Source organism: Mucilaginibacter sp. 3215 (assembly GCF_050433785.1).
Lineage (GTDB): Bacteria > Bacteroidota > Bacteroidia > Sphingobacteriales > Sphingobacteriaceae > Mucilaginibacter.
Genome location: NZ_JBNPWO010000002.1, coordinates 153,834 through 171,937, shown reverse-complemented (window position 1 = coordinate 171,937; position 18,104 = coordinate 153,834). Strand labels below are relative to the sequence as shown.

Genomic DNA, 18,104 nt, shown 5'->3' with positions numbered 1-18,104 from the left:
GACTTTTTACTTTAATTTAGCTACCGTTTACAATTGAGCTTATTCATAAATGGCTACCTGTACAGGTTCGTCCTCAGGTATTTCCTTAATTTGAGCTGATATTGATTTTTTTGTTGCATTTGAGGTAATAAAACTCATGCCAAATGCAAATAAAAGCAGTGGTATTGTCATCCAGATTACTTGATGGATACCATAATGGGCAATCACAAAACCACCCAGTAAAGTGCCCAATGTAATACCGGCGTTAAAGAAGGAGGGAAGCAGGCTGTTTACAAAGTCAAGCGCTGGTTCCTGAATACCATGGGTAAGTTGTATGTTGGCCGCCAGGAATCCCCCGGTATGTATAAACCCCCAAACCGAAAGAATAACAACCATCGGAATAAAATGCCCGCCAAACTGATACGCTAATATATGGGTTGCGATCAATGAAAGTAAAAACAGGCGTGTGGTTAGTGTTACATTTTTGCTAAGCGCAATGCCCATAAACCAGTTACCGGCAATGCCTGTACCACCAAATACCAACAGCATGATACTGATCTGCGCCCCGCTCATACGCGAAACTTTATCCAGATATTCTGCAAGATAACCATAGGTGGCAAACATGCCCGCCAGGATAATGGTTGAAGCCAGTAGCTTAATCCATAAGTGCGCACTCCGCAGTAGCTTTACCTGGCTTTTGGGGCTTGCCCGTTCCTCGTTAACCGGCATTGAAGGTGCAAATAGCGTCAACGCGCCAAAGGCTAACAGGTTAATGACGGCTGATAAGATAAAAGACGCCCTCCAGCTAAAAATATCTGCCATATAAGTGGTTAAGGGTACGCCCAACACGGTAGCAACGCTAAGCCCGGCCATTACTATAGAGATGGCTTTGGGCGCATCTTTTGGCCCTGCTTGTTTTGCAGCTGCAGTCATGGATACAGCCCAAAACACCGGGTGTAAAAACGCCGGTAGTATACGGGCAATCATAAGTACGGTGAAGTTAGGCGCTATTGCCGATAACAGGTTAGAAACAACAAATATTCCCAATACCAGGCACATCACAAATTTGCGGTTAAGACGTGCTGTTAGCATATTGGTAAACGGGCCTGCAAGCGCCACCGTTAACGCGAAGGCACTAAGCAGCCAGCCTGCCGTATCAATGGAAATATGAAATTCTTTCACCAGGTCGGGAAGGATACCGATAACCCCGAACTCCGTGGTTATGATACCGAAGGCACCAAGGGCCATAATGTAGATTAATTTATTCATGAGTAGATATATTTAAATATTTGAATGTTTCGATGTTTTTTGCTTTGAAATAGCGGGTTAAATCAGAAGATATTAATACTTAACTTTTCAATTCGTTTAGGCAGGCAATGTATTCATCAAGTACCCGCTGGTTCAATACATATTTAAGGTTGCGGCCTTCTTTTTGTGATAACAATAAATCGGCATCAACCAGCTGTTTAAGATGGTGTGATACGGAAGGTTGGGTAAGGTCAAGGAGGTCGTTTACCTCTGCACAGTAAAGGCAATCTTTCCTTTTTTTAAACTGTTGTAAAATAGCTATCCGGTTTGCATCGCTCAGCGCCCTGGATATTTTCTCTATTTTTTTGTTGTCCATTTTTTTTGCCGTCAATTATATGTAATCAACGTTATAATGTAAAGGTAAAATAATATTAACATATAGAAATGTTTCTATGTATTTAAAGCATATAAATGACAATAAAAGGATATATGGGCAGGCCTAATGGAGGAGAGATGCTTCTCCTGTGTTTCATTTTGTCACAAACACCCCCGTTTGTTGGCACATTTGCCTGTTTAATAGTGATCGTGCTGATCTTAATTTTATCGTATGAAAGTAGTAAGAGTACAATACACCACGCGCGCGGAGTTTGCGGCCACCAATCAGCGGAACATCGCTGCCATTGTTGAAGAGTTGAAAACTTTAAATCATCCCGGTATTAAATATACAGCATGGCTATTGCCCGACGGTAAAACATTCATGCATTTCGATCAGCTCGAAAATGAAGAAGCCCACCTTGTATTACAAGGGCTGGCTTCGTTCCATAAGTTTGCTGACGAACTTGAGGCCAGTGATTTAGAAGTCGAACCTAAGCTTGAGCTGCTTTCGCTTGTGGCGTCTACGGAGACCTATTTTTAATGCACTAAAACTACTGTTTGCCGATTGGTAATGCCGTTTCTGTTTTCGCAGCTTTCATCACGAGTTTGGTTTCTACCTTGCCAATAGCAACAACCGCGAAAAGCCGGTTCATCAAAAAATCATAATACTCTTTGCGGTCTTTTACGGTTACCTTAAGTATAAAGTCAAAATCGCCGGTGAGATGATAGCACTCCAGCACTTCCGGAAGTTTAATGATCTCACTTTCAAAATGACTTAAACTGTGCTGGCTGTGGTCCTTCAGTTGCACATGCGTAAAGGTCATGAAATCCAGCTCAAGCTTTTCATGATCAAGCACCGCAACATATTTTTTTATATAGCCTCGCTCCTGGAGCGAACGGATCCTGTTATTAATAGGAGTAGTGGTTTTGTTAAGCTTAAGGCCTATCTCCTGGCCGGTAAGGCGTGCATTTTCCTGTAAAAGCTGGAGTATGCGGATATCTGTTTCATCGAGTTGGTTGAGCATAAGAGTTATAAAAACTAAAATATAAGCTTTAAATATTTACAAAAAGTTTTAAAACCTGTTTTTAAGAATATTTTTAGTCTTAAAAACTAAATTTTAAGTGCTGTGTGGATTATGAGGTTGTGAATATACAATTTTACGTCATAATACTATGAAGTACGAAAAAAATCAACCGTCCCCGGTAATCCTTGTTACGGGTGCCCGGGGGCAGATCGGTACCGAACTGGTTGCCGCTTTAAGAAATGTTTATGGCAGGGAACAAGTAATTGCCACTGACTTGCATGATGCTGCGGCACTCCCGGATTTAGAGGGGCCATATCACCAGTTAAATGTATTAGGTAAAGATGAGCTGGAAAATCTGGTTGCTACCTATGGAGTAACTCAAATTTATCACCTCGCAGCTACCTTATCTGCCAAAGGAGAAGAGGCCCCGCTAAAAGCATGGCACCTGAACATGCAAAGCCTGCTCAATATATTGGAAGCAGCCAAAGATCATAAATTGGATAAAGTGTTCTGGCCGAGCAGTATTGCCGTATTTGGGCCATCAACAGCACGTAAGATCAGCTCCCAGAATGCTTTGCTTGATCCGCAAACGGTCTACGGTATCAGTAAGGAAGCTGGTGAACAGTGGTGCGCCTATTACAGGGAGCATTATGGGGTGGATGTACGCAGCTTGCGTTATCCGGGATTGATCAGCTACAGTGCTCCTGCTGGCGGGGGCACTACAGACTATGCAGTAGCTATATTTCACGAAGCTTTGCAGAATGGACGTTACGAATGCTACCTAAGCCCCAACACCGCATTACCTATGATGTATATGGATGACGCGGTAAGGGCTACACTTCAACTGATGAACGCGCCCGTGGAAGCACTCAAAGAACGCGGAGCATATAATATCGGTGCTTTAAGTTTTACACCTGCTCAGCTTGCCGTAGAGTTGAAAAATCACCTGCCCGATTTTACCATTAGTTATAACACCGACAAGCGCCAGTCCATTGCAAACTCATGGCCCGCCGGTGTTGAGGATGCTGAAGCAAGGCGCGACTGGAACTGGCGTCCTGAATATGATCTTGCTACTATGACTGCAGATATGCTCGGTCATCTTACGCCTGTTTATAAAAATAACAGCAATACTGCCGCAGTGAGTTAAATAAGGGTTTAATGAGAGACCTGAATATTACCCAATCGATCACAGCCCGGGATGCTGCTTCGCTGGAAAAGTATTTTAGTGATATTGCCCGCGAGCCAACTATCAATACGGAAGAAGAAGTTCTGTTAGCTCGGAAGATCCGGCAGGGAGATCTGTCGGCTTTGCATAGGTTGGTAAAGGCCAATCTGCGTTTTGTGGTTTCCGTGGCAAAAAAGTATCAGCACCAGGGCATGCCCATGGGCGACCTGATAAGCGAAGGTAATTTGGGTTTGCTTGAAGCTGCGAAACGGTTTGACGAAACCCGCGGCTTCAAGTTTATATCTTATGCAGTTTGGTGGATCAGGCAGCGAATCATGGAAGCGCTGTTGGATAAAACGCGGATGATCCGCCTGCCTGCCAACCAGGTGGATATGATTGTTCATGTTAACAGGGCTACAGGGGTTCTGGAACAACGACTTGAGCGACTGCCCGTCCAGGATGAAATAGCGGCATTCCTGGAAACTGCTGAATGGAAAGTAAAAGAAGCTTTACATGTGGCTCCTTTTACTCATTCGTATGATAAAGCCGATACACCCGGCAATGACGGATACAGCCTGCTTGATCGTTTACATACAGATGACCCGGAATAGAAGGCCTTTTGGAAGCTTACCAACTTAAACAACAGCTTGATGATTTGCTTAATAAGCTAAACGATGCTGAACGATCTGTTGTGTTTTATCATTATGGTCTGGACGGGCACAGTGAACTCTCGGCTCCCGAAATCGGTAACCGGCTTGGTATTAGCGCAGAAAGGGTGAGGCAGCTAAGAAACCGGGCTATTGACAAGCTTAGGGAAAGTGCTAATTTGCAAAAACTTGAAATTTAAGATAAAGGGTAGGGATTTATTTTCTGTGTCTTAATTTCTTTCGGTGCTTTATCCTTTGTTTGTTAACTTCACTAGCCCATTATTCAGGGCTAATTTGCGACTAAAATGAGCTCCTGAACCATTTATCTTGCATTCGCTGAATTAAGCAAACGTTTGCGCTAAATTAAGATCGCAGGAAATTAGGCATTCCTATTTAACCTTTATAATTTAGGAACTTAAAAACATCATGGTCGGTACACTTAATATACGGTCAATCATGTTCAACCCTACAAATGCAAATGAAAAAAATACTCCTCTCTTTATTATTGCTAACCCTCACAATTTCACAGGTTTTTAGCCAGGCGAAACATAGTTTTAAAATTGCTGATGGCAATTTTATTTATGATGGAAAACCCATCCAAATCCACTCGGGCGAAATGCATTTTGCAAGAATCCCTAAAGCTTACTGGAAGCAGCGCCTGCAAATGCTCAGGGCAATGGGTATGAATACGGTTGCTACTTACGTTTTCTGGAACCATCATGAGGTCAGTCCGGGTGTATGGGATTTTAAAACGGATAACCGCGATATCCGCGAGTTTGTAAAAACCGCACAGCAGGAGGGCTTAATGGTAATATTAAGGCCGGGGCCTTATGCTTGTGCCGAATGGGAATTTGGCGGCTATCCCTGGTGGCTCCAAAATGATAAACAATTGGTTATCCGCAGTAAAAACGAACGCTTCCTTGATTCATGCAAAACTTATATTAACCAGTTGATGGGGCAGGTTAAAGACTTGCAAATAACCCATGGCGGGCCAATAATCATGGTTCAGGCCGAAAATGAATTTGGATCATATGTAGCCCAGCGTAAGGATGTGCCGCTTGCCGATCATAAAATTTACAGCGCAGCTATAAAAGATCTGCTTTTAAAAGCGGGCGTTGATGTGCCATTGTTTACTTCTGATGGCGACTGGTTGTTTGAAGGCGGCGTAATTAAAGGGGCATTGCCAACTGCCAATGGCGAAGGTGATACCAAAAATTTGAAGAAGCTCATTAACCAATATAACGGAGGAAAAGGCCCTTATATGGTGGCCGAATATTATCCTGGCTGGCTTGACCATTGGGGCGAGAAATTTGAAAAAGTATCCGAGACCTCGGTAATTAAAGACCTGGAGAAGTACTTGAAAGATACCGTATCATTTAATATATACATGGCACATGGTGGCACCAATTTTGGTTTCACAAGCGGTGCTAATTATGACAAGGAACATCAAATTCAGCCGGATATCACCAGCTATGATTATGACGCCCCTATCAGCGAGGCAGGATGGGTAACTCCCAAGTTTACAGCTATCCGCAACCTGATGAAAAAGTATGCAGCTTATGCTATTCCTGAAGTGCCTGCGCAGCTCCCTGGGATCCGTATTCCGGCTATTAAGCTTACCAAAACAACCGATTTGCTGGAGATGGCGAAAGATCAGCAGGCAGTAGAAAGCGATACCCCGCAAACATTTGAAGAGCTTAACCAGGGCAATGGCTATGTATTATACAGCCGTAAATTTACCCAACCTGTCAGCGGCACTTTAAACCTGGAAGGTTTGAGGGATTATGCAACCATATATATAAATGGCGAAAAAATTGCGGAGCTTAACAGGCAAAGCAATAAATTCAGCTGCCCTATAAATATTCCTTTTAATGCGCGTTTGGATATTTTGGTTGAAAACCTTGGCAGGATCAATTACGGTGGCGAGATCATTCACAATCTTAAAGGAATCATTAGCCCGGTGAAGGTTGACGATCATGAAATTACAGGCAACTGGCAAATGTATAAGCTACCTATGGATAAAGCACCGGCGCTCGGGGCAGGCACAACAAACACAGCGGGCCATCCAGCACTTTACCAGGGAACATTTGACCTGAATAAAGTGGGAGATACTTTTTTAGACATGAAGAATTGGGGTAAAGGTATAGTATTCGTAAATGGGATCAACATTGGCCGCTATTGGAAAATTGGGCCACAGCAAACGCTTTATTTGCCAGGGTGCTGGCTTAAAAAAGGTACAAACAGTATCGTTGTACTTGATCAGTTGAATGATATCCAGCAAACAGAGATCGCTACGGTAACCGTGCCGGTATTAGATGGCCCGGTAAGTAAATAATATAATTTAACATAAGGAATGACGGCAGGAACCTATCCTGTCGTTTTTTTATGGCTGTTATTCAACAGGGTTGAGTTTTAATATTTAACTATTACTATTTAAACATAATGGGTAATTTAACCTATCGTTTATATCAATAGATAAGCCTTAATAATAGTTCTAAATATTGGTACGGGTTGTTATATTCACACTTAATTATGAAATTCTAAGTTAGATTAAGGAAAATAATCCTGTTTCATATTTCTGAACGAAACAGTTTACAAGCTTTTGGTTTGATAATAGGTGCCGTAAATCGATGAAGATCAGTAAGGTTCTATATGTTGTATTTATATTATTGATCGGAACCAAAGCAAGGGTATCTGCACAAAATACCTATGTAGCCGCGGTGCACGGCGTACTCGATCTTCGTAATCAGCCTGTCAATGATAAAATTGAACTGACCGGAAACTGGCTGTTCTATTGGAACCAATTAGTAAATCCCAATGACACTACTGCTATTAAGGACAGGCTTTTGGTTGAGTTTCCATTTAAATGGAGTGGGTATACCTGGCGGGGCAAAAAGCTACCTGCGTTTGGCTATGGTACTTACCGGCTTAAAATTTTACTTCCCCAAAAACACGGCGAATTAAAGCTGGCCATGCCTGATGTTTACAGCGCGTACAGGCTTTATATTAACAAAAAGTTAGTATCGTCAAATGGGAAAGCAACTACTTCCCGAAAGGGATTTGAAGCACATTGGGAATATCATGCTGTTGCCCTGCCCAACAGCGATACCATCAATATCACATTACAAGTTTCCAATTTTATACACAGTAAAGGAGGGATTAGTAAACCCATTTTCATAGGGCTTGCGGAAAGAATTGATCTGGCCCGGCATCGCGCCGAAGGTATTGATCTGATGCTGACGGGCTGTTTACTGATGGGGGGATTGTTTTTCCTTGGTTTATACCTGCTGGGCAGCCGTGATAAAGCCATTTTACTTTTTGCCCTGTTCTCTATAGTTTATAGTTACCGGATCATAGGTACAGATAACTATGTGCTGCACACCTTATTGCCTAATATTAACTGGTACATAACGGCCCGGCTGGAATATATGAGCTTATTTTTAGGGATAGGGCTGTTTGGGCTTTATACGTTATACTTATATCCGGCAGATGTAAATCGCCGGGTTGTAAATATTATTAACGGCATTTGCTTTTCGTTCACTTTAATGACATTATTTAGTCCTCCCTGGATTTTTACCCAGCTCGTGAACCCATTTTTAGCAGTGATGCTGTTTTGCCTGGTTTATATTCCTTATGTATACTCAAAAGCCTGGCGCAATAACAGGCCTGGATCTGTTTATGCTTTAATGAGCGCGTTTGCTTTAATGTCGGTATTTGCGATATCGCTTTTTCATTACTGGGCATTAATACCTCCGCTGCAGTTGGTTAGTTTTTTAGGATATATCGCTTTTTTCTTTTTGCAGTCGCTTGTTTTAGCGCACCGGGTATCATTTGTATTGAAAAAGGCAAGGGCCGAAGCTGAACAGGGTTTGAAGGTTAAAAGTGAATTTTTGAGCACGATGAGCCATGAAATCCGGACACCGCTCAATTCGGTAATAGGGATGAGCCATTTGCTGCTTAAGAACGAGCCACGCAAGGATCAGATCGAACATCTCAACGTCATGCTTTTTTCGGCTAATAATCTTTTGGCAATAGTGAATGATGTATTGGATTATAACAAGATAGAAGCCGGGAAGATAACTTTTGAAAGCATTGAAATGGACCTGGCTGCACTTGCCCGTAATGTAGTAGGTGGTTTGCAAACAGTAGCGCACGATAAGGATATAACCCTACGCCTTGATTTTGATAAGAAATTGCAGCATAAACTGCTTGGCGACCCCACCCGCTTATCGCAGGTAATTACTAACCTGGTTCATAATGCCATAAAGTTTACCCCAAGCGGGGAGGTTGTGTTAGGGATTGAGGTGAAAGAACAAACCGAAACTACGGCTACATTAATGGTGTTTGTTAAAGATACTGGTATCGGTATTCCCCGTGGCAAACAGAAACTCATATTTGAACGCTTTACCCAGGCTGATTCGTCCATATCACGCAGTTTTGGGGGGACAGGTTTAGGTCTTGCAATCAGTAAAAAAATATTGGAGTTACAGGAATCGTCCTTGCAGTTAATTAGTGAGGAAGGAGTGGGCTCAGTATTTTATTTTATTAAAACCTTTGAAAAAGCGGGTAAAATATCGGAGGCAATTAATGTCAACGTTAAATCCGATGCAAATGATAAGCTCCTGAGCGGGATCTCTATTTTGCTGGTTGATGATAACCCGATGAATGTGCTGGTAGCGCAAACTTATTTAAAACGTTGGGGCGCCACTACGGATGTGGCAACCAACGGGCAAGAAGCACTTGACAAGCTGGATACGTCAAAACATCGTCTTGTGTTGATGGATTTGCAAATGCCTGTGATGGATGGGTATGAATCCACAAAAAAAATGAGATTGAACGGTATAAATATCCCCATTATAGCGCTTACCGCCAATCTTCCCAAAGATGTAGAGGACGAAGCTTATAAAACAGGTTTTGACGATATTGTGATGAAACCTTTTTTACCAGATGAACTACATAGTAAAGTATTGCACCACGTTTTTAAGCAGGAGCATGTGTAAGATGTTCCTGAATCAAACTTCCTGTTTATTTTCTAAATAAAAATTTCATTTACTCATAGGGGTAAAATGATCCTGGCGTGTTTCAGGATAAATTTTACTAAAATGAACAGATTAGCTTCCTTATTACTTCTTATTACTTTTATTTATTCTCCCGATAATAATTGGGCCAGGCGGATGATTGAGGAAAATAAATGGATAAACATCCTTACAACCATTAATTACCGCATTAAGATTTAATTGAATGTTAACCCAAACTGATCATATTTTGGATATAAATAACGAACAATTGATCCCGCTGCTGCTCTCGGGCGATGAAGCAACCTTTGAAAAGGTATATAAGCACTTCATCAGGCCGTTGCATGTGTATGCTGTCTCTATTTTAAGAGATGAAGATACGGCGAAGGGGATGGTACAAAACGTTTTTATGCGGCTCTGGGAACGAAAGGAGCGGTTGAATTTCACCGGTTCGATAAAAGCCTACTTGTATGGCGCGGTTTATAACGAATGCCTCAATAACCTCAGGCACCAGAAAGTAAAGGTTAACCACCAGCAGCACGTACTGTATATGACGAAAGATAAAGTTGATGGAGGCGCCGGTATGGAACTGCTTGACCTCAAAGAAAAATTACAACAGGCATTAAATGACCTGCCCGAAAAATGCCGCACAGTGTTTCAGCTGAGCAGGTTTGAGGATTTAAAATACCAGGAAATTGCTGATGAATTAGGAATCTCCATAAAAACGGTAGAGAACCAGATGGGCAAGGCCCTAAAAACATTACGACTCAAATTAGTTGATTACCTGCCGTTGATCATTTGGCTTATCAGCCGGACTTTTAATATTATTTAACATGATGGACGATTTATTAACCAAATACATGCTGAACGAGACCACGCCGGTTGAGAACGAAACCATCAACCGCTGGCTTGGTGAAAATGACGATAACCGAAAGTATTTTGATCATTTTAAACTGATCTGGGATACCAGCCGCGAACTTAATATAGAAAGTAAGCTTGATCCCGATGCTTCATGGATCGAATTTAAACAGTTGGTGCAAAACAGGGATAAAGCACCGGCTACAATTAAACCTTTAAAACCGGTAAACCGCTGGCTTAAAATGGCAGCTATGTGGCTGGTGATATTGGGAAGTGCGGGGATCTTGTACGCCGTATTCAAGCCGGTAAAAGTTAATATGCTTGCACTACAAAGCGGTAATATAGTACGCAAGGTTACCTTATCAGATGGATCATTGATCACCATGAATAAAAACTCGGTGTTGAATTACCCGGACAGATTTACCGGCGATACCAGGGAAATATCATTAAAAGGGGAAGCCTTTTTTGATGTGGCTCATGATAAATCAAAACCATTTATGATCCACGTAAATGACCTGGTTGTGAAGGTGGTAGGTACATCGTTCAATATTAAAACTACCGGCCCCAATACCGAGGTTATTGTTGAAACCGGCGTTGTGCAGGTAATTCAGCAGGAGATAGTGGTGAAACTAAAACCTAAGGAGAAAGCATCGGTACAAAGTGGCCGCCTGCAGAAAGGCAGCAGCCAGGATGAGCTATATAATTATTATCGTACCCAAAAGTTCGTAGCCAATAAAACACCACTGTGGCGGCTTGTGGATGTGCTTAATGAAGCCTATCACGCAAATATTGTTATAGATAATAAAAAGCTGGCTAACAGGACTATAACAACCACATTTAAAGCAGATTCACTTGATGGGATATTAGAGGTCATAAGCAAAACCCTTGGCGATGTCAAAGTGGTCAAAAAACCTCATCTCATCATAATCAAAAACTGATGGAAAAGAAACTAAGCATATTATTTTATGTAATGCTCGTGTTGGCGGGCTGCCTGCTCATTACCAATGCGCTGGCGCAGGATAACCTGAACCGTACTGTAGCGCTCAATGTTAAACAAAAAAAGATAGCCGAGATCCTCACCATTATCGGCGAAAAAGGGAAGTTTTATTTTTCGTACAGCAATGATGTCATCAAAACCGATAGTGTGGTGAGCATAGTATCATCCGGGCAAACGATCAAAAACTTACTTGATGAGCTGTTTCATGGCAGGGTTGATTATAAGGAGTCGCCGGGATATATTATTCTCCGGCCTACCCCGTACAGGTTAACCCTTGTGCCTGATACCCTGGCCGGGCCAGGCAATGTTTATTACATCAGCGGGTACGTGTATGATGATATCACCGGTAAAAAACTTTACAATGCCAGTGTTTATGAAAAAAATTCGCTGGAATCAACCCTTACCGATCAGAACGGTTACTTCCAGCTCAAGATAAAAGCCAATGGTATGATTACACTTAATGTAAGTAAGGAGCTATATCGTGACACCAGTATCAATTTTTTAAATAATGTAAACGTATCCATAAAGTCACGCGAATATTATTACAGCGCCGATGCCGCAAATTCAAAATCAGACAGGAGCTGGCTGGGCAGAATGTTCCTTTCATCCGGCCAGAAAATACAGAACCTTAATTTAGGTGGATATCTTTCAACGGTTCCGGTACAAACCTCGCTTTTACCAAGTTTAGGAAGCCATGGTATGATGAGCGGGCAAATAGTCAATAACTTTTCGCTCAATATTTTAGGGGGATATAACGGTGGCGTTAATGGCGTTGAACTTGGCGGACTGTTTAATATCAACAAACAGGAAGTTAAATATGTACAGGCCGCCGGGCTCTTTAATATTGTTGGGGGTAACAGCAAAGGCGTTCAACTGGCCGGCATTAATAATAACGACCAGAAAAACATAGAAGGTATCCAGGCGGCTGGTATATATAATATGGTAAAAGACAGTCTTAAAGGCGTTCAGCTTGCCGGGATCTTTAACCACGTGAGCAATAGCAAAGGCATCCAGGCGGCAGGTATTTACAATTACACCCGGAAAAACAACAAAGGTTTTAGTATCGCAGGGATAGCCAATGTTACAGGCAACGAAGCAAGCGGAATACAGGTAGCAGGAATTTTTAATAACGCCCGGGTGATAAAAGGCGTGTCATTTGCTATGGTAAATATTGCCGATACGCTTGATGGTTATGGCATCGGCTTATTGAATATTTCGCGTAATGGATATGCTAAAATTGAAGTGTACAGTAACGAGATCACTACAACAAACATCGCCTTTAAATCGGGGAATGCTAAACTGTATTCCATCATATCAGGCGGCGTTAATTTTACAGATAAGCATGTTTATTATAGCACAGGTTTTGGCTTAGGTCACGATTTTATCTTCAATAACAATATGTCACTGTCAGCTGAAGGTTCGACTCACTTACTATTGGCAAAAGGATGGAAAAACCAAAATCAGATAAACCGGGTAAGCGCGTTGCTCAATTTCAGGGCAGGTTCAAAAGTTAGCTTCTTTGCAGGGCCGTCGTTTAATGTTTACACTAATTATGGCAATCATCCCGGAGACAGCGATATTCAGCAGATCATAAAAAACAAACCCGGTTTGATTGATTGGGGTAACCGCACAAAAGGTTGGATCGGTTGGTCGGCCGGTATCACGATATTGTAAGTGTGCTTTAATATGTCCAAATTTGTGCAAATCAATAATCACCTGATGAAAAAACTCCTTTATCTCATTTTGTTCTGCGCATCGTCAGCTTGTTTTGCCCAGGATTCGAATAAAGACGTAACTTTCTTAAACCCATCTACAGTTGGTAAGCCATTTGGCTATTCTCACGCTGTAATTGTTGATCTGGGTAAAAATAAAATGGTGATCATGTCGGGTCAGGTTGGTTTGGATCAGGCCGGCAAGCTTGCCGGCAAAGGTGATCTCGCGAGCCAAACTGAGCAGGTTTTTGCCAATATCAAAAACATTGTTGAGGCTGCAGGCGGGACCATGAATGATCTGGTTGAGTTGAACTACTATATCATAGACGCATCGCAGGTGCAGGTAGTTCGTAATATCAGGGATAGATATGTGAATACAAAGCAACCACCGGCAAGTACACTGGTGCAGGTAAGCAAGCTTTTCAGGGATGATATTTTAATTGAGATAAAAGCGACGGCTGTTATCAAAAAGAAGTGAGGTTAATATTAAGCCTACGAAGTTTTAAAAACTTCGCAGGCTGATTTACGTGTTACCATTTTTTATTGACAACCCTTGCTGCCTTTACCTGTGCAGTAGTTACCGTATTGCCTTATTGCCAAAGGCCATTAATTTAAAAAAAACCGACGACAGGTTTCCTTGTCGCCGGTTTTTATGCCTTGTTTATGCCTGTGAGGCAATACTTGTAAGTGAGATTATGAATAATAAAATGAGAGCTTTTTTAGTCCGTTATTATTTTTTATAGGTGATTTTATAAATATTTCCAGCTACATCATCGGTAACGTAAAGTGAGCCATCCGGGCCTTGCGCCAAGCCGCATGGACGGTGGGCCGCAGCACCTGAAGCTGTATTAGCAGCAGAGCCAGAAAAGCCGTTGGCAAAAACTTCCCACTGACCATCAGGCTTGCCATCTTTAAATGGTTGAAATACCACGAAGTAACCAGCCTGCGGTTCAGGTGCGCGGTTCCATGAACCATGAAAAGCGATGAATGCACCATTTTTATATTTCGCGGGGAACTGATCGCCGGTATAAAATAACAGGCCGTTAGGGGCAAGGTGGCCCGGATAAGCAGCTGCGGGGTCGATAGCATCTTTTCCGCCTTCAATCTTGCCGTCGCCGCCATATTCAGGCATCAGCATTTTTTTATGTTGTTCCTGGTCGTAATACATATAAGGCCAGCCTGCATTATCTCCTTTTTTAAGCGCATACATACACTCGGCAGGTAACATGGCCGATTGTTTAGCAGTGAAATATTGTGGATAGAATTCAAAAAGCTGATCGCGGCCGTGCTGCATTACAAAAAGCTGGTTGTTTTGCTGATTCCAGGTGATACCTACAACATTACGCAGACCGGTGGCATAACGCATACCATCGCCATAATGCTGGTTCAATTTATCTGCTTTAAACTGCCAGATGCCGCCGGCCGAATCTAAAATAGGGCAGCCTTTTTGGCCCGGGGAACCCTTTTTTCGGTCTTCAACCTGGCAGGCATTTGAGTAAGCGCCAATGTTTACGTAAATGTTGCCATCGTTATCAAGCGTTATGGCCTTAGCTTCGTGCTCGTGGCGGCTAATAAGGCCGGTCACTATTTTTTCGGGCTGATCAGGATTGATCACCTCGCCCTTATCGTTCAGTTTATAACGAAAAACCTCTTCATCCGACGATGCATACAGGTATCCGTTTTTAATCGACATACCTGTGCCGCTATAAGCGCCAAAGCTGTTCTTTACGGTAGCCTTGCCGCCATCTTCGTGAAGCATTAATATCCCCTTGTTGTTTTTAACATTGGTAAGCTTTACATAGATGTCGCCTTGCGGTGTAATGGCAATATGGCGGGTACCACCAAGTTTTTCAGCAATAATACTGGCGCTAAAGCCTTCTGGAGTTTTAATACCCGCGTTTTCTGTTGATGGAGCAGGGGTAGAAGTGCTATCAGCAGTTTTCTTTGAGTCGCTATTACTTTTGCAGGCTGTAATAAACATAATACCTCCCATAGCAACTACGGGCAATATGGAACGTAATAATTTGCGGTTTTTCATGGTAAAGATTAATGGTTATCAAATTAAGTAAATATACCGATAATCCTAAAATCTCTTTTGTAGTAATCGAGTGACAATGTTGTTTTTTATTTAACCATATCAATTAATAAAATTTGGCAACAATAGATTGCGGCTTTAATTGTTTGAAATAAAATTTGGTTAAATGGCTTGCGGGTAAAACATAGTATTAATTAACTAATGTTGCGACATATAATGCTGTGTTTGATTAAACCATTGCAGATAGATATCGTCCTAACTATATAAAATTTACAATTATGAAGAAGTTAGCCATATTATCAGCAATAGCAGCCGGAAGCTTATTTATCAGTAAAGCCAACGCACAGGTATCTATACAATTTGGTATCAATATCCCCGCTCATCGCGTTTACGTACCTGCCCCTCCTCCGCCCGTAGTAGAAGAAGAGCCTGTTTATGATGATAACGTAAATGTTAGTGACGACGATGATTATTACTATTTACCGGAAGTAGAAGCTTACTATAATGTAGGTGCAGGATGCTACTACTACAATGACGGCAGCCGCTGGGTAAGCTGTGCTTATCTGCCAGGCGCTTACCGTGACTATAACTGGCGTACTGCTGTACGATACGAGGTAAGAGCGCCACGACCATACTTGCGTCACGATTTTTACAGGCAAAGGTGGGGCGGTTACATGGGCGACCGTGGTAACTGGAGACACCGTTTTGACAGAAGGCCTGCAGGCGGCTATGCTTATCGCCCGGGTTGGGGTGGTGACCGTGGAAGCTGGGGCAGAAGACCTAATCCGTATGATAACCGTGGTAACTGGGGAAGTGGCAGAGATAATCATAACTGGGGCAACGGTAATCATGACCGTGGTAACTGGGGTAATGGAAACCAATCTGACAATGACAACCATGGTAACCATGGCGGATGGGGTAACGGACAGCCTAACAATGGCAACAATGATAACCATGGCGGTCATGACAATCGCGGCAACTGGGGTGGCCGACCATCAAACGGCGGCGGTTATGACAGGGGCAATGGTGGTGAGCGTTTTTCTCAAAATGGAAATTACGGCCGGGGCATGCGCAGGTTTTAATATTCTAACTCCCTATATATTAACTGAAAGGTCGCCTGTTATGGGCGATCTTTTTTGTTTATATATTGTTGTGCATTTTTGAGTTATCCTGCATGCATTAATTAATAAGTAATATAAACCATTTATTATCTACTAAACCTGTTTAGCATTACTATTTATATTATATATTTGGTTTTAAAATACTAAATCCTTGAAGAAGAAATTATCTATAGTTGACATTGCCAATAGCCTTAATATATCTAAAACTACGGTATCTTTTATCCTTAATGGTCGCGCGCAGGAAAAACGCATCAGCGATGAGTTGGTGAAGCGCGTACTTCAATATGTGAAAGAGGTTGGTTATAAACCCAATTCGTTAGCCAAAAGTTTACGCACCGGCAAATCAAATATCATCGGCTTGCTGGTGCAGGATATTTCCAATCATTTTTTTGCCACAATAGCCCGCCGCATAGAGGACCTTGCTTACCAAAACGGTTATAAGATCATTTACAGCAGTACAGATAACGATACGCAAAAAACGCGCGAACTGATAGCTATGTTTCGCGACAGGCATGTTGATGGGTACATTATTACCCCGCCCGATAATATTGAAGAGGATATCAGCGATTTGATCAAAGATGGTTTCCCTGTGGTACTTTTTGACCGCTACCTGCCTAAAGTAGCTACCGACTATGTAGTGGTTGATAACCTGTTCAGCACCTTTAACGCCACACAGTACCTTATTGATAAAGGACATAAAAATATAGCTTTTATAACTTACAGCTCTATCCAAACTCAAATGATAGAAAGGCTTGAAGGTTATGAAAAAGCCATGCACCAAAGCAAATTAAAACCCAATATAACCGAGGTCGATTTTCACACTACTGTTCAGGAACTGCTTAAGTTAATGACAAACTTCCTGGAAAAAAATAAAGATGTCGATGCCATTCTGTTCGCCAATAATCATTTGGGCAAATGCGGCTTGAAGGCCATCCGTAAGGCAGGTAAAAATATACCGGGTGATATTGCTTTGATCGCGTTTGACGATTACGAACTTTTTGAATTGTATACCCCAGCTGTTACCGCTATAGCTCAGCCAATTGACGAAATAGCCGACAACGTGATCAAGCTGCTGATGGAAAGGCTTAACACAGCTGTCCCCGAAGAAAAAAATCAACACATAACATTAGCAACCGAACTAATTATCAGGGATTCATCAAACTAATGAACTATTTTGCAGAATGAATTCAGGGTGATGATGCATCACGTCCTGAACGATTGATTATTTCAATTCATCTTTCAATATAGCCCAAACATTATTGGCTACAATCTTTGCACCCTGAGCGGTAGGGTGGATGCCATCGCCCTGGTTAAGTGAGGGTACGCCTCCAACGCCTTGCAATAAAAAGGGGACAAGGGCCATATTGTTTTTTTTAGCCAGATGGGGGAAAACGTTTTTAAACTTACCGGTATAATCGGCGCCCATGTTCGGCGGTACCTGCATGCCCAGCAAAACAAGTTTAGCATCAGGATATTTGGCTTTTACCTTATCTACTATGGACTGAAGATTTTTGGCGGTTTCGCTTACCGGGATGCCACGAAGGCCATCGTTGGCGCCAAGCTCTAATACAAAAACGTCTACTTTTTGCTTTAACAGCCAGTCTATGCGGCCATTGCCGCCTGCGGTAGTTTCGCCGCTTAGTCCGGCATTTATTACTTTATACGGTAATTTTAATGAATCAACCCGGCGACTGATAACGCCGGGAAATGCATCTGCAGGATCATCGAGGCCGTACCCGGCAGTGAGGCTATCGCCAAAAAACAAAACAATTTTCTTTGATGCCGAATCGGTTTTGGCATTTTCAGTGGCAGCTTGCGCCTGATCATTGTTTGATGATTTAGCGCCATCGCCGCAACCTGCCATTGTGAGGGCCGCAAGCAAGATACCGCTTAATGTAACTTTGTTCATATAAAATAAATACAATGC

The 18,104-nt window shown here is 42.3% G+C and carries 17 protein-coding genes; 12 read left to right on the top strand and 5 right to left on the bottom strand.

Annotated elements, in window-relative coordinates:
* Positions 1-39: 39 nt before the first annotated feature.
* On the bottom strand, positions 40-1,248 hold the full coding sequence (locus tag ABIC84_RS04535) for an MFS transporter (RefSeq protein WP_429262795.1): 1,209 nt from the start codon (positions 1,246-1,248) through the stop codon (positions 40-42).
* A 79-nt stretch (positions 1,249-1,327) separates the two neighbouring features.
* Complete coding sequence (locus ABIC84_RS04530; protein ID WP_426588179.1) at positions 1,328-1,603, bottom strand: ArsR/SmtB family transcription factor; 276 nt, start codon at positions 1,601-1,603, stop codon at positions 1,328-1,330.
* Between the two features lie 231 nt (positions 1,604-1,834).
* Here ABIC84_RS04530 and ABIC84_RS04525 point away from each other — a divergent pair, with 231 nt between their 5' ends.
* Positions 1,835-2,143, top strand: coding sequence for a hypothetical protein (locus ABIC84_RS04525; RefSeq protein ID WP_091162842.1), 309 nt, complete (start codon positions 1,835-1,837; stop codon positions 2,141-2,143).
* A 10-nt stretch (positions 2,144-2,153) separates the two neighbouring features.
* Here the strand turns inward: ABIC84_RS04525 and ABIC84_RS04520 are convergent, their stop codons facing one another.
* On the bottom strand, positions 2,154-2,627 hold the full coding sequence (locus ABIC84_RS04520) for an Lrp/AsnC family transcriptional regulator (RefSeq protein ID WP_090525447.1): 474 nt from the start codon (positions 2,625-2,627) through the stop codon (positions 2,154-2,156).
* A gap of 148 nt (positions 2,628-2,775) precedes the next feature.
* Here ABIC84_RS04520 and ABIC84_RS04515 point away from each other — a divergent pair, with 148 nt between their 5' ends.
* The 9 genes from ABIC84_RS04515 (at position 2,776) to ABIC84_RS04475 (ending at position 13,499) form a co-directional block, all read left to right on the top strand.
* Positions 2,776-3,774 carry an NAD-dependent epimerase/dehydratase family protein gene (locus ABIC84_RS04515; protein WP_426588176.1) on the top strand — a complete coding sequence of 333 codons (999 nt, stop codon included), beginning with the start codon at positions 2,776-2,778 and terminating at the stop codon, positions 3,772-3,774.
* 11 nt (positions 3,775-3,785) lie between these two features.
* The gene (locus tag ABIC84_RS04510) at positions 3,786-4,403 is read left to right on the top strand and encodes a sigma-70 family RNA polymerase sigma factor (RefSeq protein WP_429262794.1); all 618 of its coding nucleotides are present in this window, start codon (positions 3,786-3,788) and stop codon (positions 4,401-4,403) included.
* An 8-nt stretch (positions 4,404-4,411) separates the two neighbouring features.
* A complete protein-coding gene (locus tag ABIC84_RS04505) occupies positions 4,412-4,639 on the top strand; it encodes a sigma-70 family RNA polymerase sigma factor (protein WP_429262793.1) in 228 nt (75 codons plus the stop codon).
* A gap of 278 nt (positions 4,640-4,917) precedes the next feature.
* Positions 4,918-6,774, top strand: a complete 1,857-nt coding sequence (locus ABIC84_RS04500) for a glycoside hydrolase family 35 protein (protein WP_429262792.1) — start codon at positions 4,918-4,920, stop codon at positions 6,772-6,774.
* A 295-nt stretch (positions 6,775-7,069) separates the two neighbouring features.
* Entirely contained in the window at positions 7,070-9,439 is a 2,370-nt protein-coding gene (locus ABIC84_RS04495; RefSeq protein WP_429262791.1) for a response regulator, read from the top strand.
* 241 nt (positions 9,440-9,680) lie between these two features.
* Complete coding sequence (locus tag ABIC84_RS04490; RefSeq protein WP_429262790.1) at positions 9,681-10,286, top strand: RNA polymerase sigma-70 factor; 606 nt, start codon at positions 9,681-9,683, stop codon at positions 10,284-10,286.
* Between the two features lies 1 nt (position 10,287).
* Positions 10,288-11,250, top strand: coding sequence for a FecR family protein (locus ABIC84_RS04485; protein ID WP_429262789.1), 963 nt, complete (start codon positions 10,288-10,290; stop codon positions 11,248-11,250).
* Positions 11,250-12,983, top strand: coding sequence for a carboxypeptidase-like regulatory domain-containing protein (locus ABIC84_RS04480; protein ID WP_429262788.1), 1,734 nt, complete (start codon positions 11,250-11,252; stop codon positions 12,981-12,983). Before ABIC84_RS04485 ends, ABIC84_RS04480 begins: the two co-directional genes overlap by 1 nt.
* A 45-nt stretch (positions 12,984-13,028) precedes the next feature.
* Positions 13,029-13,499, top strand: a complete 471-nt coding sequence (locus ABIC84_RS04475; protein WP_090526214.1) for a RidA family protein — start codon at positions 13,029-13,031, stop codon at positions 13,497-13,499.
* A gap of 252 nt (positions 13,500-13,751) precedes the next feature.
* On the opposite strand, the gene ABIC84_RS04470 is transcribed toward ABIC84_RS04475, so the two are convergent.
* Positions 13,752-15,059: a PQQ-dependent sugar dehydrogenase gene (locus ABIC84_RS04470; RefSeq protein WP_429262787.1), complete on the bottom strand. Its 1,308-nt coding sequence runs from the start codon at positions 15,057-15,059 to the stop codon at positions 13,752-13,754.
* Positions 15,060-15,334: 275 nt separating this feature from the next.
* Between ABIC84_RS04470 and ABIC84_RS04465 the strand changes: the two genes are divergently transcribed.
* Together ABIC84_RS04465 and ABIC84_RS04460 are read left to right on the top strand one after the other, a co-directional pair.
* Positions 15,335-16,138 (top strand): hypothetical protein, encoded by an 804-nt coding sequence (locus ABIC84_RS04465; protein ID WP_429262786.1) that lies wholly within the window; start codon positions 15,335-15,337, stop codon positions 16,136-16,138.
* 190 nt (positions 16,139-16,328) lie between these two features.
* Complete coding sequence (locus tag ABIC84_RS04460; protein WP_429262785.1) at positions 16,329-17,342, top strand: LacI family DNA-binding transcriptional regulator; 1,014 nt, start codon at positions 16,329-16,331, stop codon at positions 17,340-17,342.
* Positions 17,343-17,399: 57 nt separating this feature from the next.
* Here ABIC84_RS04460 and ABIC84_RS04455 read toward each other — a convergent pair whose 3' ends face one another.
* Complete coding sequence (locus ABIC84_RS04455; RefSeq protein ID WP_429262784.1) at positions 17,400-18,086, bottom strand: arylesterase; 687 nt, start codon at positions 18,084-18,086, stop codon at positions 17,400-17,402.
* Between the last annotated feature and the right edge of the window lie 18 nt (positions 18,087-18,104).